Here is a 22,256-nt window from a genome sequence, read left to right as displayed (position 1 = left end):
AGCCGGGCCTGCACAAGTGAAGCGGCCCAGCATAAGCCGGGCCTGCACAAGTAGAACGGCCCGGCCTAAGCCGGGCCGCGTGTGCCGGATGCAGGGGCCGGGGGAATCAGGCCGTCTGCGGCACTTCGGGCTTGTTCTTGTTCTTGTGCTTGTTGCGGCGCAGGAAGGCCCAGACCTGCAGCGTGATCAGCAACGCGCTCGCGCCGATGAACCATGCGCTGATCGGACGTTCGACGAACACGGCCAAATCACCGCGCGACAGCAGCAGCGCGCGGCGGAAGTTCTCTTCGACCATGGGGCCGAGCACGAAGCCCAGCAGGATGGGTGCGACCGAGAATTCCAGCGTCATGAGCACCGCGCCAATCACGCCGAAGGCCAGCACTTCCCAGATCTGGAAGAGACTGTTCTGCGTGCTGTACACGCCCACTGCGATGAAGAACAGCGCCGACGGAAAGAGGTAGCGATAAGGCACCTGCAGCAGCTTGACCCACACGCCGATAAGCGGCACGTTCAGCACCATGAGCAGCACGTTGCCCACCCAGAAGCTGGCGATCAGGCCCCAGAAGATGTCCGGATGCTCGGTGATGAGCTGCGGGCCGGGCTGGATGCCCTGGATCAGCAGCGCGCCCAGGATCAGCGCCATCACCGCGTCGCCAGGAATGCCCAGGCTCATCGTCGGGATGAAGTCGACCTGCGTCTTCGAGTGCGACGACGCTTCCGGCGAAGCCACGCCGGCGATCATGCCGGTACCGAACTTCTCGGGCGTCTTGGAGATCTTGCGTTCCAGCGCGTAAGCGACGAACGTGGTGATCGTCGGGCCGGTGCCGGGCATGGCGCCGAACAGCGTGCCGACGGCCGTGCCGCGCACCATGGGCCAGAAGGCGGTCTTCAGTTCCTGCTTGCTGGGCCGCATGTCGCGCAGGCGCAGCTTGGCGCCGCTGCCGATGATGGTCATGCGGTTCACGCTCATCAGGAAGTCGGCAACGCCGAACAGACCCATCGAGATCGCGACCAGTTCCAGGCCGTCGGACAGGTCGAGCAGGCCGAACGAAAACCGGATGGTGCCCGTGTTCACGTCGGTGCCGACCACGCCGCACATCAGGCCGAACAGCGTCATCGCCACGCCCTTGAGCGGCGAGCCGCGCGACATGGTGGCGCCTGCCAGGAGACCCAGCAGCATGATCGAGAAGATCTCGGTCGGGCCGAACTTGAACGCGACTTCAACCAGCAGCGGCGAGGCAAAGATCATGACGATGATGCCGACCGATGCCGCGAAGAACGAGCAGATCATCGTGATGCCGAGCGCTGTCCCGCCCTTGCCCTGTTTGGTCAGTGGATAACCATCCAGGCAGGTGACCGCGTGCGGCGGATGCGAAGGCAGGTTGAGCAGGATCGCGCCGATGGCGCCGCCGTATTGCGAGCCATAGAAAATGCCGGCCAGCATCAGGATGGCGGGCACGGGCTGCATGACGTAGGTGAGCGGCAAGAGGATCGAGATCGCGGACAGCGCGCCCATGCCGGGCAGCACGCCGATGAGGTTGCCCACCAGCACGCCGAAGAACGACCACATCAGGTTGTGCCATTGGAACGCGACGCCGAAGCCGTACCAAAGGTCTACCAAAGCTTGAGAAATCATGGCGCTTCAACCCCAACGGAACAGCGGAAGCTGCAGTTGCAGCGCCCACCAGAAAACGACGACCGCGATCGCGGACATGGCGATCGACAGCAGGACGGCCTGCTTGATCGTGTTGGTGCGGTCGCCCAGCGCGGAGATGAATACGATGGCGAACGTGGCGGGCAACAAGCCGCCATAATGGCCCAGCAGCAGGAAGGCCAGAATGCCGAGCAGGATGCAGACACTGCCGCGGATGTCCGGCATGCCGGTGGGATGGCCTTCAGCGGGCGCGGGGGCCGAAGGTTCGGCCGAGCGCGCCGACATCGCGATCAGCAGGCCGGTGAGCGCCAGCAGGCCGCCCAGCGCCGCGGGAAAGAATCCCGGACCCATGTGGCTGAGCGAGCCGATGTGATAGTCCGTGCCGCCGTAGATCGCGGCCAGACCGATCAGGACCATCAGCGCACCGCCGTAATAGTCCTTTCTGTTGATTGTCTTTTTCACTTCCGTCCTCCTTCCTTGTGCCGGACAGCGCCGGCCTTTCATGCGCTGCTCGAAGCGGGCAGCGCCCGGCCCCTGACGACAGGCCGGATCGCAGATTACGGAAGGAAGCTGCTAATCCGCTTTCTATGCGCTGTCGCATTCCTGAATCCGGGGGTTATCCCTGATCGGCAGGCGCGCCAGGCGCAAGAAAGTAGCGGACAGTGAAAAAGCGGGCGCTATTGATCGCCCTTGAGCTGGACCTCTGCGGGCCTCGGATACTGCGATACGGTGGGCGCCAGCGGCAGCCACAGCACCGACGCAAGACCGACGCCGCCCTGGTCGTTAGGCTCGCCGTCGCGCAGTTCGATATCGCCCTCGTTGCGGCGCGCGTAGGCGCGCGCAATGCCCAATCCCAAGCCGGAACCGGAGGACGTCATCGGCTTGTCGGTGCCCACGCGCTCGAATCGCGTGAAGGCGCGCGTGCGCATGACCGGATCCAGGCCGGGGCCGTTGTCGGACACGGCAACCTCGACGCGGTTGTCGGCGCGGCAAACGGATACCGTGATGCGCGCGCCGGCCGGGGCGTAATGGATGGCGTTGTGCACAAGGTTGGACAGCGCTTCGTGCAGCTCGGCTTCGTTGCCCGACACCGGCACCGGCGTGTCCTGACCGTCTTCGGCATCGGCCTGCACCCAACCCAGGTCCTGCTGTTTTTCGTGCGCGAGCGGCAAATACTGCAAAACGACTTCGCGCGACACGGCGTTCATGTCGAGCAACTGGCGCGGGGTCTGGCCGGCCTGGTTGGCGTGCGCCAGCGACAGCAACTGCTCGGTCAGTCGGCGCGTGCGGCCCAACTGGTCGACGATGGCGCGCAGCCCTTCGCGCACGCGCGCCGGGTCGCGTTCGCGCAGCGTGTATTGGGCCTGCGTCAGCATGATGGCAAGCGGCGTGCGCAACTGGTGCGAGGCGTCGGCAAGGAAGCTGGATTGCTCGTCCAGCACCCGACGGTAACGGGCGATGTGGTGATTGACGGCCTCCACGAGCGGAGCGACCTCACTGGGCACGCGCGAGGCGTCCAGCGGCGTCAGGTCGTCGGGGCGGCGGCTGCGGATGTCGGCCTGCAGCCGGCGCAGCGGCTTCAATGCCCAGGATACGCCCCACCACACCAGCAGCACGACCAGCGCCAGCATCCGCGAATCGCGCAGGATCTCCTGGCGCCGCGCGCTGTTCTCGGCCTCTATGCGCTTGCCAGTGCTTTCGGCCACGACCACCAGCACCTGGCGATGCTGGCCCTGGTAGTAGAGATCGCGCACGACTGACACGACCCGCACGGGGTCGTTGCGATACACGCCGTCGTAGAAGATGGGTTGGCCATTCGAGCGGGGCCAGGAAGGCGGACGCGGCATTTCCGGCATGCCGAGCAGCGTCTTGCCCTGCGTCTGGGGCACGGGCGACCCGTCGGGCAAGGGCGGATCGATTTCCTCGATGCGGAAATACTTGCGCAGGCCCGCCCGGGATTCGAGCATGACCTGCGCATACAGCGGCGTGGCCACCTGCAGGTTGCCGTCGGGCGTGAATTCCAGGCTGCTTTCAAGCACCCGCGCCGGCTCGACCAAGGCGCTGTCGTATGCCTCGTTGGTGATTTCGGAGAGGGTGCGGTAGTCGTTCAGGCTGTCGATGACCAGCAGCACCACCACGCCGGGCAAGAGCAGGATGATGAGAAGCGCGCGGATGCCGACGCGCGGCAAACCGGGAATCCGCAGGCTCACTTAGGGTTCCGCGGACTCGCTGGCCACGCTTTCGAGCATGTAGCCCAGCCCGCGCACGGTGACGATGCGCACGTCGCTGCCGGCCAGCTTCTTGCGCAGGCGGTGCAGCACGACTTCGATGGCGTCCGGATTGGCTTCGCTGTCGTGGGTGAAGACCTTGCCGAACAACTGCGACTTGTCTACCGGGTAGCCGCTGCGCGTCAGGAGCGCCGCCAGGGCGGCGTGTTCACGCGGCGTCAGGAACAGCAGCGATCCGTCCAGCGTGAAGGCACGGCTTTCACTGTCGTAGGACAGCGAGCCGCACTGCAGGCGCGGGTGCTGGCGGCCACGGCTGCGGCGCACAAGCGCCGTCAGGCGGGCTTCCAGTTCTTCGAGTGCGAAGGGCTTGGTCAGGAAGTCGTCCGCCCCCAGGTTCAGACCGCGGACGCGATCCTGCAGCGCGCCCTGCGCGGTCAGCAGGAGGACGGGAGTGCGGTCGTCGCGGTTGCGCATTTCGCGCAGGACGACGAGCCCATGCTTGTCGGGCAGGCGCAAGTCCATGACGATGGCATCGTATTCCGTGCCCGCCATGAAGGCTTCGGCCGTGCGCGCATCCGCCGCGTGATCGGGTACGAACCCGCTTTGGGCGAGCGCGCGCATCAGCCAGGACGCCATGTCCCGTTCGTCTTCAACCAACAATATGCGCATGACCGTCCGTTCCTTCGGGCAAATTCTCTGCTGCCCGCTGACCATGCACACGCTGGCGCAGGTAGCGGGTTTCGTGATGGCGCCGAAAGAGGATAGCCGACAACTCGTTCAACGCCTGGGTATAGACGTCTCGCTTGAACTCGATGACGGCATCCAGCGGAACCCAGTACTGGCTCCAGCGCCAGGCGTCGAATTCCGGATGCTGCGTCGCGCGCAAGCACACATCACTGTCACGTCCCACCAGGCGCAACAAGAACCAAATCTGTTTTTGTCCTTTATAGTGGCCGCGCCACTCACGCCGGACAAAGTGATCGGGCACGTTATAACGTAACCAATCGCGTGTACGCCCCAAAATACGGACATGCTCGGGCTTCAGGCCCACCTCTTCATGGAGTTCGCGATACATGGCCTGCACCGGGCTTTCGCCATACTTGATGCCGCCCTGGGGGAACTGCCATGCATGTTCCCTGATACGCTTGCCCCAAAAGACCTCGTTTCTAGTGTTGACGAGAATGATGCCGACATTGGGGCGGTAGCCTTCGCGGTCAAGCATGGGCCACCCCCACCGAATTCAATACAATTACGGTCGATTATACGTATCTGCTGCCACCTTTAAACATGCGCGCATCCAACTACCACATCAACACCCTCAAAGAAGCCCCTTCCGAAGCGGAAGTCGCCAGCCACCAGCTGATGACCCGCGCCGGGATGATCCGCAAGCTCGCGGGCGGCATCTACACCTACATGCCACTGGGCCTGAAGGTCATCCGCAAGGTCGAGGCGATCATCCGCGAAGAAATGAACGCGGCGGGCGCCATCGAGTTGCTGATGCCCGTGGTGCAGCCGGCCGAGCTCTGGCAGGAATCCGGCCGCTGGGAGCAGTACGGCGCGGAACTGCTGCGCATCAAGGACCGGCACCAGCGCGATTTCGTGCTGCAGCCGACGTCCGAGGAAGTCATCACGGACATCGCCCGCAACGAAATCCACAGCTACCGCCAGCTGCCGCTGAACTTCTATCACATTCAGACCAAGTTCCGGGACGAGCGCCGTCCCCGCTTCGGCCTGATGCGCGGCCGCGAATTCACGATGAAGGACGCCTACTCCTTCGACCGCGACGAAGCCGGCGCCCAGCGCAGCTACGACACCATGTTTGCCGCCTACATGCGCATCTTCGGCCGGCTGGGCCTGGAGTTCCGCGCGGTGGCGGCCGACACGGGCTCCATCGGCGGCACGCGCAGCCATGAATTCCAGGTGATCGCCGATACGGGCGAAGACCTGCTGGTCTACAACGCGGAATCGGACTACGCGGCCAACATCGAACTGGCGGAAGCGCCCAGCCTGTATGCCACCCGCGCCGCCGCCGCCCAGGCGATGGCGGACGTCGCAACGCCCGGCGCCGCCAAGTGCGAGGACGTGGCCAAGCTGCTGGGCATTCCCCTGGAGCGCACGATCAAGTCGATCGTCCTGGCCACCGACGGCGAAAAGGGCAAGGTCGACATCTGGCTGCTGCTCCTGCGCGGCGACCACGAACTGAACGAGATCAAGGCGGGCAAGCTGCCGGGCCTGGCGGGCTTCCGGTTCGCCACCGAAGCCGAGATTGTCGAGTACTTCGGCTGCAAGCCCGGCTACCTGGGCCCGGTCAAGACGGCCAAGCCGGTCCACGTAATTGCCGACCGCACCGTCGCCAACATGGCCGATTTCGTCTGCGGCGCCAACCGCGAAGACTTCCACATCCAGGGCGTGAACTGGGGCCGCGACCTGCCCGAGCCGGAGCTGGTGGCCGACCTGCGCAACGTCGTGGCGGGCGACCCCTCGCCGGATGGCAAGGGCACGCTGTCGATCCAGCGCGGCATCGAAGTGGGCCACGTCTTCTACCTGGGCAAGAAGTATTCCGAAGCCCTGAAGGCCACGTTCCTGGACGAAACCGGCAAGCCGGCCGTCCTGGAAATGGGCTGCTACGGCATCGGCGTGACCCGCATCGTGGGCGCCGCCATCGAGCAGAACCACGACGCCCGCGGCATCATCTGGCCCCGCGCGCTCGCCCCCTTCGAAGTGGTCATCTGCCCCGTGGGCTGGGGCAAAAGTGAAACGGTGCGTGACACCGCGCAAAAGCTCTACGAATCCTTGCTCGCGCGCGGCGTGGACGTCATGCTGGACGACCGCGATGCGCGCCCCGGCGTCATGTTTGCCGAGTGGGAACTGATCGGTGCGCCGCTGCGTGTAACAGTTGGAGAACGCGGTCTGAACGACGGTGTGGTGGAATTGCAGGCCCGTCGGGAAACCGAAGCGGCCAAGATTCCGGTAGAGTCCGCGCTGGAAGCGGTGCTGACGAAGCTCGACACGCTTTAACCCTGTAGCTGCTACGGACTTTTCGCGTCCCGACCCGCACCATCATTTCCTGAGTATCGTGACCGATCAGAAGTCCGCCGAATCCACCCTGCAAGTCCGCGTCTACTACGAAGACACGGATGCCGGCGGGGTGGTCTTCTACGCTAACTACTTGAAATTCCTGGAGCGGGCACGCACCGAATGGCTGCGCGATCTGGGCGTCAACCAATCCGGGTTGGCCGCCAGCGAGCAACGGCTATTCGTTGTCCGCGCCTTGGACATGTCCTACCGCAAACCGGCCAAGCTGGACGATTTGCTTACCATACGCAGCCGAGTCACCAAACTGGGCCGCGCTTCGATACACTTCGCGCAGCGCGCGGAGCGCAACGGGGAACTGCTTGCCGAAGGCAACATCCAAGTCTGTTGCGTCGATGCCGTTCACATGCGGCCGGCAGAATTGCCGGCCGACATTCGCGCAAAACTGGAATTCATTCAGGAATAACCATGCAAGTCACCAACGACATGTCGTTGCTTTCGCTGATTTCGCACGCCAGCGTGCCGGTCCAGCTGATCATGCTGATGCTGTTGGGCATCTCGATCATGTCCTGGACCTACATCTTCGCCAAGCGCATGGCCATCAAGCGGGCCCATGACCAGACGCGCCGCTTCGAAGACGACTTCTGGTCGGGCGGCGACCTGTCGATGCTGCAGCAGGCCGTGGCCTCGCGCCGCGACGAGCAAGGCGCCCTCGCCCGCATCTTCGATGCCGGCATGACCGAATTCCTGAAGGCCCGCCGCGGCAATGCCAGCGGCGACGCCACGGCAGTGCTGGACGGCCCGCGCCGCGCCATGCGCGCCGCCTACCAGCGCGAAATGGACGCGCTGGAATCGCACCTGAACTTCCTGGCCTCCGCCGGTTCGGTGTCCCCGTACATCGGCCTCCTGGGCACGGTCTGGGGCATCATGCACGCCTTCATCGGCCTGTCGAACATGCAGCAGGCCACGCTGGCCTCGGTGGCTCCCGGCATCGCCGAAGCGCTGATCGCCACCGCCATCGGCCTGTTCGCCGCCATTCCTGCCGTGGTTGCCTACAACCGTTTCACGAATGACATCGACCGCATCTCGATCCGCTTCGACAGCTTCGTCGATGAATTCCTGAACATTCTGCAACGGCAGGTGCGCTAATGCCCTCGGTAAGCTCGCGCGGCAGGTCCGGCCGCCGCATGAAGGCCGACATCAACGTGGTGCCGTACATCGACGTGATGCTGGTGCTGCTGGTCATCTTCATGGTGACCGCGCCCCTCATCACGCCCGGGCTGATCCAGCTGCCGTCGGTGGGCGCCGCCTCCGACGTGCCCGTCAAGCCGCTGGAAGTCCAGATTTCGGAAGACGGCAAGATCGCGCTGCGCATGCGCGAAGCCGGCGCCACCATGCAGGACATCGCGCGCACCGAACTGGTGGCGCAAGTGCGTTCGCGCATTACCGCGGAAACGCCGGTGGTCATCGCCGCCGACGGCAAGGTGCCCTACGAGACGGTTGTGAAGGTCATGGACGAGCTGCGCACCAACGGCATCACCCGCCTGGGTCTGCTGGTGGACCAGTCCGCCGCAGGCGCCCAACAGCCCGCACCCGCCAAGAAACGCTAACGCGCCGCCATCCGCCGGCCCGGCCGGCATGCACCGCACATGACGCCACCCATAATTCGACACCGCAGCGGCCCGCCGGCCACCCCGCCCAACAACGACAACCGGAATTCGCTGATTCTGGCTGTGGCGGTGCACCTGCTGCTGCTGGTTGCCCTGATCTTTGGCGTGAACTGGCATACCGAGAACCCTGGCCCCGTCCAGGTGGAACTCTGGGCAGACGGCAATTCGCCCGTCTCGCCGCCGCCCACGCCGCAGCCCGAACCGCCCAAACCCCAACCCAAGCCGCAGCCCGAGCCGGAGCCTGAAAAGACGCCCGAGCCGCCGCCTCCGCCCCCTCCTCCTCCGCCGCCACCTGAGCCCCAGCCGCAGGTCCAGGCCAAGACCGAGGAAGTCGATCCCGAGATCGCCATCCAGGAGGCGAAGAAAAAGCGCGAGCAGGAAGAGAAGGCCCGCCAAGCCGCCGAGGCCGCCAAGGAAAAGGCGCGCCTGGAAGAAGAGCGCAAGCAGGCCGAGCTGAAGGAAAAGAAGCGCCTGGAGCAGGAACGCCAGGCCGCCGAGAAGGCCGCTGCCGAGAAGGCTGCCGCCCAGAAGGCCGCGGCGGAGAAGGCTGCCGCCGAAAAGGCTGCTGCTGAAAAGGCCGCCGCCGAGAAGGCTGCCGCCGAAAAGGCCGCCGCCGAGAAGAAGGCCAAGGAAGAAGCCGCCAAGAAGGCAGCAGCTGAAAAGGCTGCCGCCGAGAAAGCCGCTGCCGAGAAGGCTGCGGCCGAGAAGGCGGCTGCGGAAAAGGCTGCCGCCGAGAAGGCTGCCGCTGCCAAGAAGGCCGCCGCCGACAAGGCGTTGAAGGACGCGTTCCGCAACGACGCCCTGGGCGCCGCCGGCATTCCGGGCGGCACTGCCGACCGCAACCAGGCGGGCGGCGGACGCGACAGCGGCTACGGCGCCAAGGTCCGGGCCTGCGTGCAGCCCGGGGTGGCGTATCCGCCTCCGCCCCGCAGCGGCTCGGGAAATCCGACCGCGCAATACCGGGTACAGTTAGGTTCTGACGGGAAGGTGAATGGCGTCACGTTGACCAGTTCTTCTGGCAACCCGGGCTTCGACCGTGCGGTCGAAACCGGCATCCGCCGTTGCAACCCGTTCCCGAAGCCCTCGACGGGCCGCTACGAACCCATTATTGACGTTGTCTACAGAATGTATGACTGACAGGAGATTGACGAACATGACTCCCGCTTATAGTCGACGAGTACCCACTCTCGCGCTCTGGAGAGCGTATGGAATCGGATTGCTGATGGTGGCGCTTGCCTGCCTGATGGCCATGAAGCCCGCCCACGCGCAGCTGCGTGTCGACATCTCCGGCACCGGCGCCACGCAATACCCCGTGGCTATCGCCGACTTCGCGGTCGATGACACCCACGGCCGCGCACTGGCCGAAGTCATTCGCGCCGACCTGACCCGCACCGGCCAGTTCCGCCTGATCAACGCCGCGGGCTCCGGCCTGAACGTGGATTCCCCGATCGCCCACGACGACTGGCGCGGCAAGGGTGCGGACTTCATCGCCTACGGCAGCATCACGCGGGGCGCCGATGGTCGCTACGACGTGCGCTACCGCCTGGCCGACACGGTCAAGAAGTCGCAGCTGGACGGCGTGGCCTTCTCGGGCACCGAGCAGGAACTGCGCCGCGTGGCCCACCAGATCGCCGATCGCATCTACGAAAAGATCACCGGCGTTCGCGGCGTGTTCTCGACGCGTATCGCGTACGTGCTGAAGAAGGGTTCCACCTACGAACTGCAGGTGGCTGACGCCGACGGCCAGAACCCCCAGGTCGCCCTGCGCTCGCGCGAGCCGATCATTTCGCCGTCCTGGTCGCCCGATGGCAGCAAGCTTGCTTACGTGAGCTTCGAGTCCGGCAAGCCCGTCGTCTATGTGCACACCCTGGCCACCAGCGCGCGTGCACCGGTCGCCAACTTCAAGGGCAACAACAGCGCCCCCGGTTGGTCGCCTGACGGAAGCAAGCTCGCGGTCGCCCTGACGCGTGACGGTTTGTCGCAAATTTACGTCGTTAATGCGGCCGATGGCTCGAATCCGACCCGAGTTACGCGTTCTCCCGGGATTGACACCGAGCCGAGCTTTACGCCTGACGGTGCTTCCATTATCTTTACGAGTGACCGCAGCGGCGGGCCGCAAATCTATCAGACCGGCTCGACAGGCGGCGAAGCCCGCCGTCTCACGTTTAATGGTGGTTACAACATATCACCCCGAATTTCCCCCGACGGATCGACGCTGCTGTACGTTGCAAGACGAGACGGCGCGTTTCGAATCGCATCCTTGAACCTGTCCACTGGCGCCGAAGCCTTGCTGACTGATGGTCGTGACGATCAGTCGCCCAGCTTTGCGCCAAACGGAATGCAAGTTCTCTACGCAGCCATCCAGAATGGCCGTAGCGTGCTTGCAGGTGTCTCGAGCGATGGACGCGTACGACAGACGCTTTCGGTACTGAACGGGGAAATACGTGAACCGACTTGGGGCCCATTTACCCGATAACACGTGTGACTCTCTTTGCAAAGGAACTATCATGAAGTCGCGCATTGCCAAAAGCCTAACCATCGCCGCTCTGGCTGCCGCCCTGGCAGCTTGCAGCTCCGTCCCTCTCGACGATAAAGCGGGTCAGGGTGGAGGCGCTGGCCAAGGATCTTCGGCCTCTGGCCAAATCCTTGATCCTTTCAACCCCCAAAGCATCCTGGCGCAACAGCGCTCGGTGTACTTTGATTTCGACAGCTACACCGTGTCGGACCAATACCGTGGCCTGGTCGAAACCCATGCCAAGTACCTGGCCTCGCACCAACAGCAAAAGGTCAAGATCGAAGGCAACACCGACGAACGCGGCGGTGCTGAGTACAACCTGGCCCTCGGCCAGCGTCGTGCCGACGCCGTGCGTCGCATGATGACCCTGCTGGGCGTCAGCGACAACCAGATCGAAACCATCAGCTTCGGCAAGGAAAAGCCGCGCTCGACGGGTACGACTGAAGCCGACTTTGCCGAAAACCGCCGCGCCGATATCAATTATCTGCGTTAAGCTTTTCGCTTAGTCTGGAGCCCTACCTCGCGTCGGGACGGCCAGCCGGCCGTCCCGACGTTTGTTTTTATCCCCGGGAATATTCATGCGCGATCAAGTTCTGTCCCTGCGTCCCCTGATTGTGGCCACTGGCCTGGCGCTAGCCGCCCTCACGGCCCCCGCTCACGCTTTTTCCGACGATGAAGCCCGCAAGGCCATCCTGGATTTGCGCCAGCAGGTGCAGCAGCAGAACGAGCAAAGCCAGCGCGCCAAGCTTCAATTGGCCGACCAGATCCAATCCCTGCAGCAGGAAATCGCCCAGCTGCGCGACCAGCTCGAACTGGTGTCGCGCCAGCAACCGAGCGCCAAGCCGGGCGGCGCCGCACCGGGTAGCGCGAATCCCCCGGGCGCCTCTGCTGGCGATCCGCAGGAACAGACCGCCTATGACGGCGCGATGGACCTGTTCCGCAAGGGCCAATACAAGGAAGCCGCCGAATCGCTGGCCGCCTTCACCGCGCTCTACCCCAACAGCCAGCTCGCGCCCAGCGCCCAGTTCTACCAGGGCAGCAGCCGCTACGCGCTCAAGGACTTCAAGGGCACCATCGAGCAGCTGAATGCCATGGTGCAGAAGTCGCCGGACAACGCCCGCGCGCCGGATGCCCTGCTGATCATCGCGGGCAGCCAGATCGAACTGAACAACCGCGCTGGCGCCAAGGCTACCTTGCAACGCATCGTGCGCGACTACCCCACCACGCCGGCCGCCACCACGGCCAAGAGCCGGCTGCAACTGCTGCAGTAATGCCGCACGCCGCCAGCGCGGCAGGCGCTTACCGCCAGATTCTTCGCCGCCGGGCGGGGCTGATTGCCCTGCTTCTGGCGGCGATTCTGTTTGCGCTGCTGATCGACTTCACCGTGGGCCCGTCCGGCCTGCCCTGGCGCGCGCTCTGGCAGACGCTTGCCGCGCCCGCCGACGCCGATCCGACCTATCGCGTGATTGTTTGGGACATCCGCCTGCCGTCGGCCCTGATGGCGGCGCTGGTGGGCATGGCGCTCGGTCTGGCGGGCGCCGAGATGCAGACCATCCTGAACAATCCCCTTGCCAGCCCGTTCACCTTGGGTGTGTCGTCGGCGGCGGCCTTTGGCGCCTCGCTGGCGATCGTGCTCCAGTTCGGGCTGCCGGGCGTTCCCGCCGGCTGGCTGATTGCCGCCAACGCCTTTCTGTTCGCCCTGCTGGCGGCGCTGCTGCTGGATGCGGTGGCCCGGTGGGGCGGCATGAACACATCGGGCGTCGTGCTGTTCGGCATCGCGATGGTGTTCACCTTCAATGCGCTGGTGTCGCTGGTGCAATTCACCGCCAGCGCCGAAGCCTTGCAGAACCTGGTGTTCTGGACGATGGGCAGCCTGGCGCGATCCAGCTGGACGACCGTGGGCGTGCTGGCGCTGGCGTTCGCGGTGGCCTTGCCGCTGGCCATGCGGCAATCCTGGAAGCTGACCGCGCTGCGGCTGGGCGAGGACCGCGCCGCCAGCTTTGGCGTGGATGTGCGCCGCGTGCGTGTGGCGGCGTTGGCGCGCGTGAGCCTGCTGTCGGCGCTGGCGGTCGCCTTTGTCGGGACGATCGGGTTCATCGGACTGGTGGCGCCGCACATCGCGCGCCGGCTCTTCGGCGAAGACCACCGCTTCTATCTGCCGGGCAGCGCCCTGGTGGGCGCGGTGATCCTGTCGCTGGCGTCGATCGCTTCCAAGAATCTCATGCCGGGCGTGGTGGTGCCCGTGGGCATCGTGACCGCGCTGGTGGGCATTCCCTTCTTCGTTTCCGTCGTGCTGCGCAGGCAATTGCCATGACAAGGCCCGCTCCCGCCCCACACCCCGCCGGCCTGGCGGTCCAGGCGCTTTCGGCCGGTTACGGGCGCGAAGACGTGCTGCACGACCTGACGATCCCCGCGCTTGCCGCGGGCGAAGTGACGGCGCTGCTGGGTCCGAACGGCAGCGGCAAGTCCACGTTGCTCAAGGCGCTGGCCGGCCTGGTGCGGCCCCGCGCGGGCGGCGCGGCGCTGGACGGGCTGGACCTCACGCGCCTTGACCACGCAGAGCGTGCCCGCCACGTCGTGTACCTGCCTCAAAGCCTGCCGGCGGCCGTGCACCTGCGCGTGTTCGAGTCCGTGCTGGTCGCTGCCCGCGCCAGCGGCGCGGCGGCGCGCCCCGTGGACCTCCAAGCCATCGACCAGTTGCTGGCGCGGCTGGGCATCGCGCATCTTGCCCTTCACTATCTGGACGCGCTGTCTGGCGGACAAAAGCAGTTGGTGGGGCTGGCGCAGGCGCTGATCCGCCACCCGCGCGTGCTGCTGCTGGACGAGCCGCTATCGGCCCTGGATCTGAACTACCAATTCCACGTCATGCGCCTGCTGCAGCAGGAAACGCGCGAACATGGCCTGATCAGCCTCATCGTGCTGCACGACCTGAACGTGGCGCTTCAGCATGCGGACCAGGCCGTGATGATCCATGAAGGGCGGCTGCACGCCGCAGGCAGCCCGGCCGACGTCATCACGCCTGACGCGCTGGCTGCCGTCTATGGCGTGCAGGCGCGCGTGGAGGCGTGCTCGAAAGGGCGGCGGCAGGTGCTGATCGACGGACTGCAGGCGCACCCGGGCTGAACCGCGCAGCCCGGCACGAGCACGCTCAGGCGCGCTGCGCCACGTCCGCGACGGGCGCGCCCGTCATGTCCGCCAGCTGGGCTGGCGTCAGATTGAAGACGGTATGCGGATGGCCGGCGGCGGCCCACAGGCTTTCGTAGTTGAAGAGGTCGGCGTCCAGCAGCATGACCGGCTTGACGGCGTGGCCGATGGGGCAGACGCCGCCGATGGCATAACCGGTCATGTCGCGCACGAAGCGCGCATCGGCCTTGGCCAGTTCGCCAACCTGCGCCGCGACCTTGGCTTCGTCCACGCGGTTGGCGCCACTGGCGATGACGAGCACCGGCGCGTTGTCGGTGGCGCGCCGGAAGATGATGGACTTGGCGATCTGGGCGACTTCGCAGCCCAGCCCCGCGGCCGCCTCGGCCGAGGTCTTGCCCGTCTGGGGCAGCACCACCACGGGTTTGTCATGCCCCAATTCCACGAGCAGACGCGCAACGCGCTGAGCGGATTCCGGCAAGGCGGCGATGGATTCTGGCGACATCGTTGAAAACTCCGTTCAAGAAAACTGGCCCGCGCGCGGACGGTGCCGGCGGGCCGCAGACGAGTGTATCAGCGTCCGGCCGGGCCGCCGCGCCCCGACGCCGGGCTAGAATGCGGACCTGGCTACACGTCCCGATCCCCATGCGTTCCGAACCCGTTTTGCCTTTGCAGACCGCGCCCATCGGCGGTTATGCCATGTCCTACACCGAGTACGGCAGCGGCACGCCGCTCGTGCTGGTGCACGGCTCCCTGTCCGACAGCCGGTATTGGAAGTCGCAGATGGCGCCGCTGGGGCGTTCGTTCCGGGTGCTGGCCGTGTGCCTGCGCCGCTATTGGCCTGAGACCTGGGACGGCGAAGGCGGCGGCTTTTCGGTCGAGCAGCATGCCAGCGACGTGCTGGAATTCATCGACACGGTGGCAGGCGGCCCGGCTCATCTGGTGGGTCACTCTCGCGGCGGGCGCGTCGCCCTGGAAGCCGCCCTGCGTCAGCCGAAATCGCTGCGCAGTCTTACGCTGGCGGATCCTGGCCTGCAGTTGCCCGGCTGCGCCGACGAACGCGGGGGCTTTCGCCAACGCGCCCTGACGCTGATCCGGCAAGGCGAGATCGAGGAAGGGTTGGCGCTTTTTGTGGACACGGTGACCGGCCCCAACACCTGGCAGCGCATGGTGCCGTGGTTCAAGGAGATGGTGCGCGACAACGTGGGCACGCTCTTCGGTCAGGTGGACGAACGGCCAGACACCCTGACGCCCGAGCAGATCGGCGGCGTGACGATGCCGGTGCTGCTGATTGGCGGCGCGCTGAGCCCGGCGCCCTATCCCGCGGTGCTCGATGCGCTGGCGCAGTGGCTGCCGCAATCCCGCCGCATCGACATCGTGGGCTCTTCGCACGGCATGAACCTGGGCAATCCCCGCGCCTTCAACGGCGCCATCCAGGAATTCATCGGCGGTTGATCCGCGCGGTCAGGGTTCAACTGACGGCGTGTGCTTCAGGCGCCGCAACACAAACGTGGAACGGCTGTGCCGCACGCCGCGCAGCTTGTACAGCCGCTTGCGCAGGAATTCCTCGTAGCCTTCCGTGCCCGCCACGGCAACCTTGATCAGGTAGTCGTATTCGCCCGTGACCAGAAACGCCTCGACCACTTCGGGCAGGCGGCTGATTTCCTCGCCAAAGCGCGCCAGCGTGTCGTCGTCGTGGTGCTCAAGCGTGACTTCGATCATTACCGTGTCCGGCAGCCCCAGCGCCTTCTGGTTCAGCAAGGCCGCATAACCTTCGATTACCCCCGACTCTTCCAGCGCCTTGACGCGGTTCCAACAGGGCGTGGGCGACAGGCCGACCGTTTCGGCCAGCTTCAGGTTCGTCAGGCGGCCGTCCGCGCGCAGGGCACGCAGGATCTTGCGGTCGGTGTCATCGAGTTTGGGCAATGTGGGCATGGTTGACGGAATATTGAAGGAACAATCCCTACGGCAGCGGATTTTACAGAAATAAGATTCTTCAAGACGTCGTAAACCGGCGTGAATCAAGAAACCTATTTTGCGCATGACGCCGTAGACTTTCCTCAAGGCGCGCACCTATCCCGCGCGTCCCGATTCGGCGCTCACGCTGCGGCACAACCCGGCGGGTGCGCCGGCAGTTTTCACGCAGCAAGCCCGCGCGCCGATCCGCGCGGCTGGAAATCATGCCCCACGCAGCAGCACCCGCGAAATCCGGTCTCGGCCTATCCGGCGCCGCCATGCTTTTCGTCGCCCCCGCGCTCTTCGCCTCAAACATGGTTGCGGCCCGCTGGGCGCACGACGCCAACCTCCCCCCCGTCTTTCTCGCCTTCGGCCGGTGGCTGATCGCCCTGCTGATCCTGTTGCCCTTTGCCGCCCCCGCCTTGCGCGCCCATCGCCGGGCCTTGTGGCGCGGCCTGCCGGCGCTGTTGCCGCTGGCCGTGCTGGGCATGGGCGTGGCGGTGGCGCCGCAGTACATCGGTGCGCAGACCACCAGCGCCACCAACATTGCGCTGATCTTTTCGTGCAGCCCGCTGCTGGTGACGCTGCTGGAAGCGGTGTTCTGGCGCAAGCCGCTGTCAGCGCCCCGCGCGGCCGGCCTGGCGCTGGCGTTGACCGGCGTGCTGGTGGTGCTGACGCGCGGCGATGCCCACGCGCTGGCGCGGCTGGCGTTCGGACAAGGAGATCTGTGGGTGCTGCTGGCCGCCACCGGCTGGGCGTTGTACACGGTGCTGCAAAAGCGCCTGACCCTGCCCGCGGTGCCCGACCGCGCGCGGCTCGCGACGATGATGCTGGGCGGCGCGCTGGCGCTGGCGCCATTTGCCGGCATTGAAGCGGCAGCCGGCATGGCGCCAGCTTGGACGGATCCACGCCTGGCGGCGGTGCTGCTGTTCCTGGCGGTGGTGCCGAGCCTGGGCGCCTATTACGTCTATGGCCGGCTCATCAGCGTGGCCGGGCCCGCAACCGCGGGCCTGTCGATGTTTCTGGTGCCGGTCTACGCGGCGCTGCTGGCCTGGCCGCTGCTGGGCGAGGCGCCGCAGCTCTTTCATGCCTACGGCTTTGCCATGATCCTGCTGGGCGTGAAGCTGGCCTCGTCGCGGCTGCGCCCGGCGGCGGCCGCAGCCGCCGCCTGAGGGCACGGCACGACGGTCAGCGGCCCGCGCCCTGCGCCGCCATGACTTCCTGCGCCACCTGGCGCGGCGCTTCGGCGTAGTGCTTGAACTCCATCGTATAAGTCGCGCGGCCCTGCGTCAGCGAACGCAGCGACGTGGAGTAGCCAAACATCTCGGCCAGAGGCACCTCGGCGCGCACGACCTTGCCGCCGCCGCCCGCGATGTCTTCCATGCCCTGCACCATGCCGCGGCGCGACGACAGATCGCCCATGACGTTGCCGGTGAAGTCCTCGGGCGTCTCGACCTCGACCTGCATCATGGGTTCCAGCAGCACGGGATCGGCGCGCCGCATGCCTTCCTTGAACGCCATCGAGCCGGCCATCTTGAACGCGTTTTCGTTCGAGTCGACGTCGTGGTACGACCCGAAGAACAGCGTCACCTTCACGTCCACAACCGGATACCCGGCCAGCACGCCGGCGTTAAGGGCCTCGCGAATGCCCTTGTCCACCGCCGGGATGAACTCGCGCGGCACCACGCCGCCCTTGATCGCGTCGACGAATTCGTAGCCCTTGCCGGCCTCTTGCGGCTCGAGCTTGAGCACGACATGCCCGTACTGGCCGCGGCCGCCAGACTGCTTGACGAACTTGCCTTCGACCTCGTTGCAAGCCTTGCGGATGGTCTCGCGGTACGCCACCTGCGGCTTGCCCACCGTGGCTTCCACGTTGAATTCGCGCTTCATGCGATCGACCAGGATTTCCAGGTGCAGCTCGCCCATGCCGGAAATGATGGTCTGCCCGGATTCTTCGTCGGTGCGCACGCGGAATGACGGATCTTCCTGCGCCAGGCGGCCCAGCGCGATGCCCATCTTTTCCTGGTCGGCCTTGGTCTTGGGTTCCACGGCCTGCGAAATGACGGGCTCGGGGAACACCATGCGTTCGAGGATGATGATGTGCGAGGGATCGGTCAGCGTGTCGCCGGTGGTGACGTCCTTGATGCCGACGGCCGCGGCGATGTCGCCCGCATAGACTTCGGTGATCTCGCGCCGTTCGTTGGCGTGCATCTGCAGAATGCGGCCCAGGCGCTCTTTCTTTTCCTTGATGGGGTTGTAGACCGAGTCGCCCGACTTCACCACGCCCGAATAGACGCGGAAGAACACGAGCTGCCCGACGAAGGGATCGGTCATGATCTTGAAGGCAAGCGCGGAGAACGGCTCGTTGTCGGTCGGATGACGCTCGATTTCGTGGTCGCGCTGGTCATGGCCCTTGATGGCGGGCACATCCACCGGCGAGGGCATGTAGTCGATGACCGCATCCAGCATCGCTTGCACGCCCTTGTTCTTGAAGGCGCTGCCGCACAGCATCGGCACGATCTCGTTGGCGATCGTGCGGGCGCGCAGCCCTTCCTTGATTTCCGCTTCGGTCAGCGGCTCGCCGGACAGGTATTTTTCGAGCAGGGTTTCGTTGGCCTCGGCGGCCTTTTCCACCATTTTTTCGTGCCATTCCTGCGCCTGGTCCTGCATCGCCGCGGGGATGTCCACGTACTGGAACTTCACGCCCTGGCTGGCGTCGTCCCAGATGATGGCCTTCATCTTGACCAGATCGATCACGCCCTCGAAGTGGTCTTCGGCGCCCACCGGCAACTGGATGGGCACGGCGTCGCCCTTCAGGCGCTCGGCGATCTGGCGCTGCACGCGCAGGAAGTCCGCGCCGACGCGATCCATCTTGTTGACGAAGGCCAGCCGCGGCACCTTGTATTTGTTGGCCTGGCGCCAGACGGTCTCGGACTGCGGCTGCACGCCGCCCACGGCGTCATAGACCATGACGGCGCCGTCCAGCACGCGCATGGAGCGTTCAACTTCGATGGTGAAGTCGACGTGGCCCGGCGTGTCGATGATGTTGATGCGGTGCTCGGGATAGTTGCCCGCCATGCCCTTCCAGAAGGCGGTGGTGGCGGCCGACGTGATGGTGATGCCACGTTCCTGCTCCTGCTCCATCCAGTCCATCACCGCCGCGCCGTCGTGGACCTCGCCGATCTTGTGGGTGATGCCGGTGTAGAAGAGGATGCGCTCGGTGGTCGTCGTTTTGCCTGCGTCAATATGGGCGCTGATGCCGATATTGCGATAAAGCTCGATGCGCGTCTTGCGGGTCATGGCCTCTTCCTACGGTTGGATGAAGATGCGTAAATATTACGCGCCGTGCGGCAAGATACAAGCCTGAATCGGCCCGCTGACGCGAGTTTGGCGGGTCCATGAGTTTGGCCCCGCCATACCAACGTATAAGCGCATGCGCCGGGCATGAAAAAGCCCCTCTGACAGAGGGGCCTTGGCGCATGCGGTGGCGCGCTACGCGCACCAAGTTGGCGCGCGATTACTTCTTGTCTTCCTTGACGCGATAGACCAGCACGGCAGTGGTGGCCAGCGAGAGCACCTTGGCGGTGACGCTGCCCAGCAGCAGGCGCGACAGGCCGCTGCGGCCGTGGCTGCCGATGAAGATCAGATCGCAGCCGGCGTCGGTGGCGGCCTGAACGATGCCGTCGGCCACGTTGAAGTTGGACACGGCGCGCGCTTCGACCTTGACGCCTGCGGTATCGGCACGGTCGCTGATCTGCTTGAGGTACTTGTCGGCTTGCTCGGCGGAGGCCTTTTCGTAGTCTTCGTCGGTGATGGCGTAGGCCGCGGCCATGCCGTCAAAACCGATGGTGGCCGCGAAGGGCTGCGTCACGTAGAGGGCGACGACTTCGGCGCCGACTTCGCGCGCGAAGCAGATACCTGCGTTGGCGGCTTGCGCCGAGAGCGGGGAACCGTCGGTGGGAATCAGGATCTTCTTGAACATCTTGCCTGCTCCTGTGTTGGAGGAATCTTTATGCTACCGGAAAGCCGCCGGGCCGACATCAGCCGAACCGGCGGCCTTGACGAGGGTCAAGGCGGGGTTTATCCCAACTGCTGGGCAGCCGCGAACAGGTTGGTGCAGCGGGTGCCGGTGCGGCAGTATGCCAGGACCGGGCCCGGCAAGGTGCGCAGCAGTTCCGCAAAGCGGGCGACATCGGCGGCGGTCATGGCGCTGCCCACGACGGGCTGATATTCGATCTGCAGGCCGGCTTCCTGCGCGGCGCGCGACACGTCGGCGGCGGTGGGCTGGTCCGGACCGCCCTCGAAATCGGGGCGGTTGATGATGACGCTCTTGTACCCGGCCGCGGCCACGTCGGCCATGTCGTCGGGGCCCAGTTGCGGGGCGACGGCAAAGTTCTGGGTAAGGGGCTTGATGGGTGCGGACATGACGGTTCCTTCGGTGACTGGGCGATCTGGCTCGGAATTATTGATTGTAGGACCCGTTTTGCGCGAAAAGTTTTTCCAGTTCGGCCCAGATGCCCCGGTGGTCGGCAATCGATACCGAAAAGCGCAGCATGGTCGACGGCGCCTGCGTCGGCGAGAACAGGGTGCCCGGCGCGAGCAGCATGCCGCGGTCCGCGGCCTCGCGCGCCAGCACCTCGGAATCCCGGCCGCAGTCGGCCCAGACGAACATGCCCGCGTGCGCCTCGTGCGGAATGGTCAGACCCAGTTTCAGCAAGCCCTTCATGCAGCGCTGGCGCGCGTCGTCGACCCGCTGTCGCACGCGTTCGATATGGCGCCGGTACTGCCCTTCCATGAGGACGCGGTGCACGACGCGCTCGCCCAGTTCGGGTGAAGTCAGACCCGCCAGCATCTTCAGGTCGGCCAGCTTCTGCAGCAGTTCGGCATTGGCCGCCACATAGCCCACGCGCAGGCTGGCCGCCAGCATCTTGGAGTATCCGCCCACGAAGATGACGCGGTTCAGCCGGTCCAGGGCCGCGAGCTTGATGGCGCCGCCCGGATGCAGCTCGCCGTAGGTGTCGTCTTCGACGACCATGAAATCGTGGCGTTCGGCGATGCGCAGGATGCCGTAGGCAGCCCCGGCGGACAGCGTGTGGCCGGTGGGGTTGTGAACCGATCCGTTGATGATGAAAAGCTTGGGCTTGTGCTGCGCGGCCAGTTGCTCAAGCAGGTCGAGGTCCGGGCCGTCGGGGCCGCGCGGCACGCCGATCAGGCGGGCACCGAAGGCGGCAAGGCGGCCGAAGATCACGAACCAGGCCGGGTCCTCGACCAGGACGGTATCGCCCGGCTTGACCAGATGGCGCGCGATGAGATCCAGCCCGTGGGTGACGCCGTTGGTCGTGAGCAGGTTGTGCTCGGGATGGGCGGGCACGCCCTCATTCTGCAGCACCGCGGCGATCTGCTGGCGCAGCGGCGCAAAACCTTGCGGACTGCCGTAGCTGACGAGGTTGGCCCGCACCGAGCGGCCCACCGCCCGCACGGCGCCTGCCACCATGTCGGGATCCAGCCAATCGGCCGGCAGGAGGCCCGCCCCGCCCGGCATGCCCGGCGCGTTGGATTCCCGGAACATGCTGCGCAACAGCCAGGCGATGTCCACCCGCGCGGGCGGCGCAAGCGTGCTGGGTGCGGCCGCGGCCACCGCCGTCAGCGGGCCGCTGCGGGCCTTTACGAAAAACCCCGCGCCCCGGCGCGATTGCACCAGCCCGCGGGCCACGAGGCGGTCGTAGGCCTCGACCACGGTGAAACGGCTGACGCCCGACTGTTCGGCCATCTTGCGGATGGACGGCAGGCGCGTGCCGGGCCGCAAGCCTTGCTCGTCGATGCGGCGGGCCAGGCCATCGGCCAGTTGCGCCACCAGGGTGGCATCGGCCTGGCGCACGGGCTGCCAGGGCATGGAAGGGGAGGACGGAGCAACTGTCATGGAGATTTGACCAGGCCAGTGATTAAAGTGACACGCCATTGTGTACCGGTACTGTACTGATGGCTGTGCGTAGAGTGACAGCAATGCCGAAAGCCTGCAACCGCAGACCCGGCCATTGAGACATTTTTCCGGTGCTGTC

The 22,256-nt window shown here is 65.6% G+C and carries 23 protein-coding genes; 12 read left to right on the top strand and 11 right to left on the bottom strand.

What is annotated here, in order from left to right; all coding sequences use genetic code 11:
- Window positions 1-106: 106 nt before the first annotated feature.
- The 5 genes from HV786_RS20095 to HV786_RS20075 form a co-directional block, all read right to left on the bottom strand.
- A complete protein-coding gene (locus tag HV786_RS20095) occupies window positions 107-1,636 on the bottom strand; it encodes a tripartite tricarboxylate transporter permease (RefSeq protein ID WP_128829941.1) in 1,530 nt (509 codons plus the stop codon).
- Between the two features lie 6 nt (window positions 1,637-1,642).
- Window positions 1,643-2,071, bottom strand: coding sequence for a tripartite tricarboxylate transporter TctB family protein (locus HV786_RS20090; RefSeq protein WP_056327938.1), 429 nt, complete (start codon window positions 2,069-2,071; stop codon window positions 1,643-1,645).
- 260 nt (window positions 2,072-2,331) lie between these two features.
- Window positions 2,332-3,864, bottom strand: coding sequence for a sensor histidine kinase (locus tag HV786_RS20085; protein WP_227741347.1), 1,533 nt, complete (start codon window positions 3,862-3,864; stop codon window positions 2,332-2,334).
- Window positions 3,865-4,551, bottom strand: coding sequence for a response regulator (locus HV786_RS20080; protein WP_056327910.1), 687 nt, complete (start codon window positions 4,549-4,551; stop codon window positions 3,865-3,867).
- Window positions 4,532-5,104: an RNA pyrophosphohydrolase gene (locus HV786_RS20075; RefSeq protein ID WP_056327909.1), complete on the bottom strand. Its 573-nt coding sequence runs from the start codon at window positions 5,102-5,104 to the stop codon at window positions 4,532-4,534. The genes HV786_RS20080 and HV786_RS20075 overlap by 20 nt, the downstream gene beginning before the upstream one ends.
- 65 nt (window positions 5,105-5,169) lie before the next feature.
- Here HV786_RS20075 and HV786_RS20070 point away from each other — a divergent pair, with 65 nt between their 5' ends.
- The 10 genes from HV786_RS20070 (at window position 5,170) to HV786_RS20025 (ending at window position 14,223) form a co-directional block, all read left to right on the top strand.
- Window positions 5,170-6,900, top strand: a complete 1,731-nt coding sequence (locus HV786_RS20070; RefSeq protein WP_056327908.1) for a proline--tRNA ligase — start codon at window positions 5,170-5,172, stop codon at window positions 6,898-6,900.
- A 58-nt stretch (window positions 6,901-6,958) separates the two neighbouring features.
- Window positions 6,959-7,381 (top strand): tol-pal system-associated acyl-CoA thioesterase, encoded by a 423-nt coding sequence (gene ybgC, locus HV786_RS20065; RefSeq protein ID WP_128829940.1) that lies wholly within the window; start codon window positions 6,959-6,961, stop codon window positions 7,379-7,381.
- A 2-nt stretch (window positions 7,382-7,383) separates the two neighbouring features.
- Entirely contained in the window at window positions 7,384-8,064 is a 681-nt protein-coding gene (gene tolQ / locus HV786_RS20060; RefSeq protein ID WP_056327907.1) for a protein TolQ, read from the top strand.
- Window positions 8,064-8,525 (top strand): protein TolR, encoded by a 462-nt coding sequence (gene tolR / locus HV786_RS20055; protein WP_056327906.1) that lies wholly within the window; start codon window positions 8,064-8,066, stop codon window positions 8,523-8,525. Before tolQ ends, tolR begins: the two co-directional genes overlap by 1 nt.
- A gap of 39 nt (window positions 8,526-8,564) precedes the next feature.
- Window positions 8,565-9,722, top strand: a complete 1,158-nt coding sequence (gene tolA, locus HV786_RS20050; RefSeq protein WP_128829939.1) for a cell envelope integrity protein TolA — start codon at window positions 8,565-8,567, stop codon at window positions 9,720-9,722.
- 16 nt (window positions 9,723-9,738) lie between these two features.
- Window positions 9,739-11,061: a Tol-Pal system beta propeller repeat protein TolB gene (gene tolB, locus HV786_RS20045; RefSeq protein WP_056327904.1), complete on the top strand. Its 1,323-nt coding sequence runs from the start codon at window positions 9,739-9,741 to the stop codon at window positions 11,059-11,061.
- Between the two features lie 31 nt (window positions 11,062-11,092).
- Window positions 11,093-11,593, top strand: a complete 501-nt coding sequence (gene pal / locus HV786_RS20040; RefSeq protein ID WP_056327903.1) for a peptidoglycan-associated lipoprotein Pal — start codon at window positions 11,093-11,095, stop codon at window positions 11,591-11,593.
- 85 nt (window positions 11,594-11,678) lie between these two features.
- Complete coding sequence (gene ybgF / locus HV786_RS20035; RefSeq protein WP_056327902.1) at window positions 11,679-12,371, top strand: tol-pal system protein YbgF; 693 nt, start codon at window positions 11,679-11,681, stop codon at window positions 12,369-12,371.
- The gene (locus tag HV786_RS20030) at window positions 12,371-13,414 is read left to right on the top strand and encodes a FecCD family ABC transporter permease (protein ID WP_062838533.1); all 1,044 of its coding nucleotides are present in this window, start codon (window positions 12,371-12,373) and stop codon (window positions 13,412-13,414) included. The genes ybgF and HV786_RS20030 overlap by 1 nt, the downstream gene beginning before the upstream one ends.
- Window positions 13,411-14,223 carry an ABC transporter ATP-binding protein gene (locus HV786_RS20025; RefSeq protein WP_175211644.1) on the top strand — a complete coding sequence of 271 codons (813 nt, stop codon included), beginning with the start codon at window positions 13,411-13,413 and terminating at the stop codon, window positions 14,221-14,223. Before HV786_RS20030 ends, HV786_RS20025 begins: the two co-directional genes overlap by 4 nt.
- A 25-nt stretch (window positions 14,224-14,248) precedes the next feature.
- Here HV786_RS20025 and HV786_RS20020 read toward each other — a convergent pair whose 3' ends face one another.
- Complete coding sequence (locus tag HV786_RS20020; protein WP_056327899.1) at window positions 14,249-14,746, bottom strand: YbaK/EbsC family protein; 498 nt, start codon at window positions 14,744-14,746, stop codon at window positions 14,249-14,251.
- Window positions 14,747-14,886: 140 nt separating this feature from the next.
- Between HV786_RS20020 and HV786_RS20015 the strand changes: the two genes are divergently transcribed.
- Window positions 14,887-15,696 (top strand): alpha/beta fold hydrolase, encoded by an 810-nt coding sequence (locus tag HV786_RS20015; protein WP_128829938.1) that lies wholly within the window; start codon window positions 14,887-14,889, stop codon window positions 15,694-15,696.
- 9 nt (window positions 15,697-15,705) lie between these two features.
- Here HV786_RS20015 and HV786_RS20010 read toward each other — a convergent pair whose 3' ends face one another.
- The gene (locus HV786_RS20010) at window positions 15,706-16,176 is read right to left on the bottom strand and encodes an Lrp/AsnC family transcriptional regulator (protein WP_128829937.1); all 471 of its coding nucleotides are present in this window, start codon (window positions 16,174-16,176) and stop codon (window positions 15,706-15,708) included.
- A 299-nt stretch (window positions 16,177-16,475) separates the two neighbouring features.
- Here HV786_RS20010 and HV786_RS20005 point away from each other — a divergent pair, with 299 nt between their 5' ends.
- A complete protein-coding gene (locus tag HV786_RS20005) occupies window positions 16,476-17,369 on the top strand; it encodes a DMT family transporter (protein ID WP_175211642.1) in 894 nt (297 codons plus the stop codon).
- Window positions 17,370-17,385: 16 nt separating this feature from the next.
- On the opposite strand, the gene fusA is transcribed toward HV786_RS20005, so the two are convergent.
- The 4 genes from fusA to HV786_RS19985 form a co-directional block, all read right to left on the bottom strand.
- Complete coding sequence (gene fusA / locus HV786_RS20000; RefSeq protein WP_175211640.1) at window positions 17,386-19,497, bottom strand: elongation factor G; 2,112 nt, start codon at window positions 19,495-19,497, stop codon at window positions 17,386-17,388.
- Window positions 19,498-19,714: 217 nt separating this feature from the next.
- On the bottom strand, window positions 19,715-20,179 hold the full coding sequence (locus HV786_RS19995) for a universal stress protein (protein WP_056327894.1): 465 nt from the start codon (window positions 20,177-20,179) through the stop codon (window positions 19,715-19,717).
- A 98-nt stretch (window positions 20,180-20,277) separates the two neighbouring features.
- Window positions 20,278-20,622, bottom strand: a complete 345-nt coding sequence (locus HV786_RS19990; RefSeq protein ID WP_062838528.1) for a protein tyrosine phosphatase family protein — start codon at window positions 20,620-20,622, stop codon at window positions 20,278-20,280.
- A 37-nt stretch (window positions 20,623-20,659) separates the two neighbouring features.
- Window positions 20,660-22,075: an aminotransferase-like domain-containing protein gene (locus tag HV786_RS19985; protein WP_175211652.1), complete on the bottom strand. Its 1,416-nt coding sequence runs from the start codon at window positions 22,073-22,075 to the stop codon at window positions 20,660-20,662.
- Window positions 22,076-22,256: the final 181 nt, after the last annotated feature.

The sequence above is a fragment of the Achromobacter mucicolens genome, assembly GCF_902859725.1.
GTDB classification, from domain to species: domain Bacteria; phylum Pseudomonadota; class Gammaproteobacteria; order Burkholderiales; family Burkholderiaceae_B; genus Achromobacter; species Achromobacter mucicolens.
Note: the sequence above shows the minus strand (reverse complement) of the source record. Positions and strands in the feature narration are given on the sequence as shown.

Coding starts and splice junctions, on each gene's coding strand:
- HV786_RS20095 (WP_128829941.1), bottom strand. CDS start 1,636: ATGATTTCTCAAGCTTTGGTAGACCTTTGGTACGGCTTCGGCGTCGCG.
- HV786_RS20090 (WP_056327938.1), bottom strand. CDS start 2,071: ATGGTCCTGATCGGTCTGGCCGCGATCTACGGCGGCACGGACTATCAC.
- HV786_RS20080 (WP_056327910.1), bottom strand. CDS start 4,551: ATGCGCATATTGTTGGTTGAAGACGAACGGGACATGGCGTCCTGGCTG.
- HV786_RS20075 (WP_056327909.1), bottom strand. CDS start 5,104: ATGCTTGACCGCGAAGGCTACCGCCCCAATGTCGGCATCATTCTCGTC.
- HV786_RS20070 (WP_056327908.1), top strand. CDS start 5,170: ATGCGCGCATCCAACTACCACATCAACACCCTCAAAGAAGCCCCTTCC.
- tolQ (WP_056327907.1), top strand. CDS start 7,384: ATGCAAGTCACCAACGACATGTCGTTGCTTTCGCTGATTTCGCACGCC.
- tolR (WP_056327906.1), top strand. CDS start 8,064: ATGCCCTCGGTAAGCTCGCGCGGCAGGTCCGGCCGCCGCATGAAGGCC.
- tolA (WP_128829939.1), top strand. CDS start 8,565: ATGACGCCACCCATAATTCGACACCGCAGCGGCCCGCCGGCCACCCCG.
- tolB (WP_056327904.1), top strand. CDS start 9,739: ATGACTCCCGCTTATAGTCGACGAGTACCCACTCTCGCGCTCTGGAGA.
- pal (WP_056327903.1), top strand. CDS start 11,093: ATGAAGTCGCGCATTGCCAAAAGCCTAACCATCGCCGCTCTGGCTGCC.
- ybgF (WP_056327902.1), top strand. CDS start 11,679: ATGCGCGATCAAGTTCTGTCCCTGCGTCCCCTGATTGTGGCCACTGGC.
- HV786_RS20030 (WP_062838533.1), top strand. CDS start 12,371: ATGCCGCACGCCGCCAGCGCGGCAGGCGCTTACCGCCAGATTCTTCGC.
- HV786_RS20025 (WP_175211644.1), top strand. CDS start 13,411: ATGACAAGGCCCGCTCCCGCCCCACACCCCGCCGGCCTGGCGGTCCAG.
- HV786_RS20020 (WP_056327899.1), bottom strand. CDS start 14,746: ATGTCGCCAGAATCCATCGCCGCCTTGCCGGAATCCGCTCAGCGCGTT.
- HV786_RS20015 (WP_128829938.1), top strand. CDS start 14,887: ATGCGTTCCGAACCCGTTTTGCCTTTGCAGACCGCGCCCATCGGCGGT.
- HV786_RS20010 (WP_128829937.1), bottom strand. CDS start 16,176: ATGCCCACATTGCCCAAACTCGATGACACCGACCGCAAGATCCTGCGT.
- HV786_RS20005 (WP_175211642.1), top strand. CDS start 16,476: ATGCTTTTCGTCGCCCCCGCGCTCTTCGCCTCAAACATGGTTGCGGCC.
- fusA (WP_175211640.1), bottom strand. CDS start 19,497: ATGACCCGCAAGACGCGCATCGAGCTTTATCGCAATATCGGCATCAGC.
- HV786_RS19995 (WP_056327894.1), bottom strand. CDS start 20,179: ATGTTCAAGAAGATCCTGATTCCCACCGACGGTTCCCCGCTCTCGGCG.
- HV786_RS19990 (WP_062838528.1), bottom strand. CDS start 20,622: ATGTCCGCACCCATCAAGCCCCTTACCCAGAACTTTGCCGTCGCCCCG.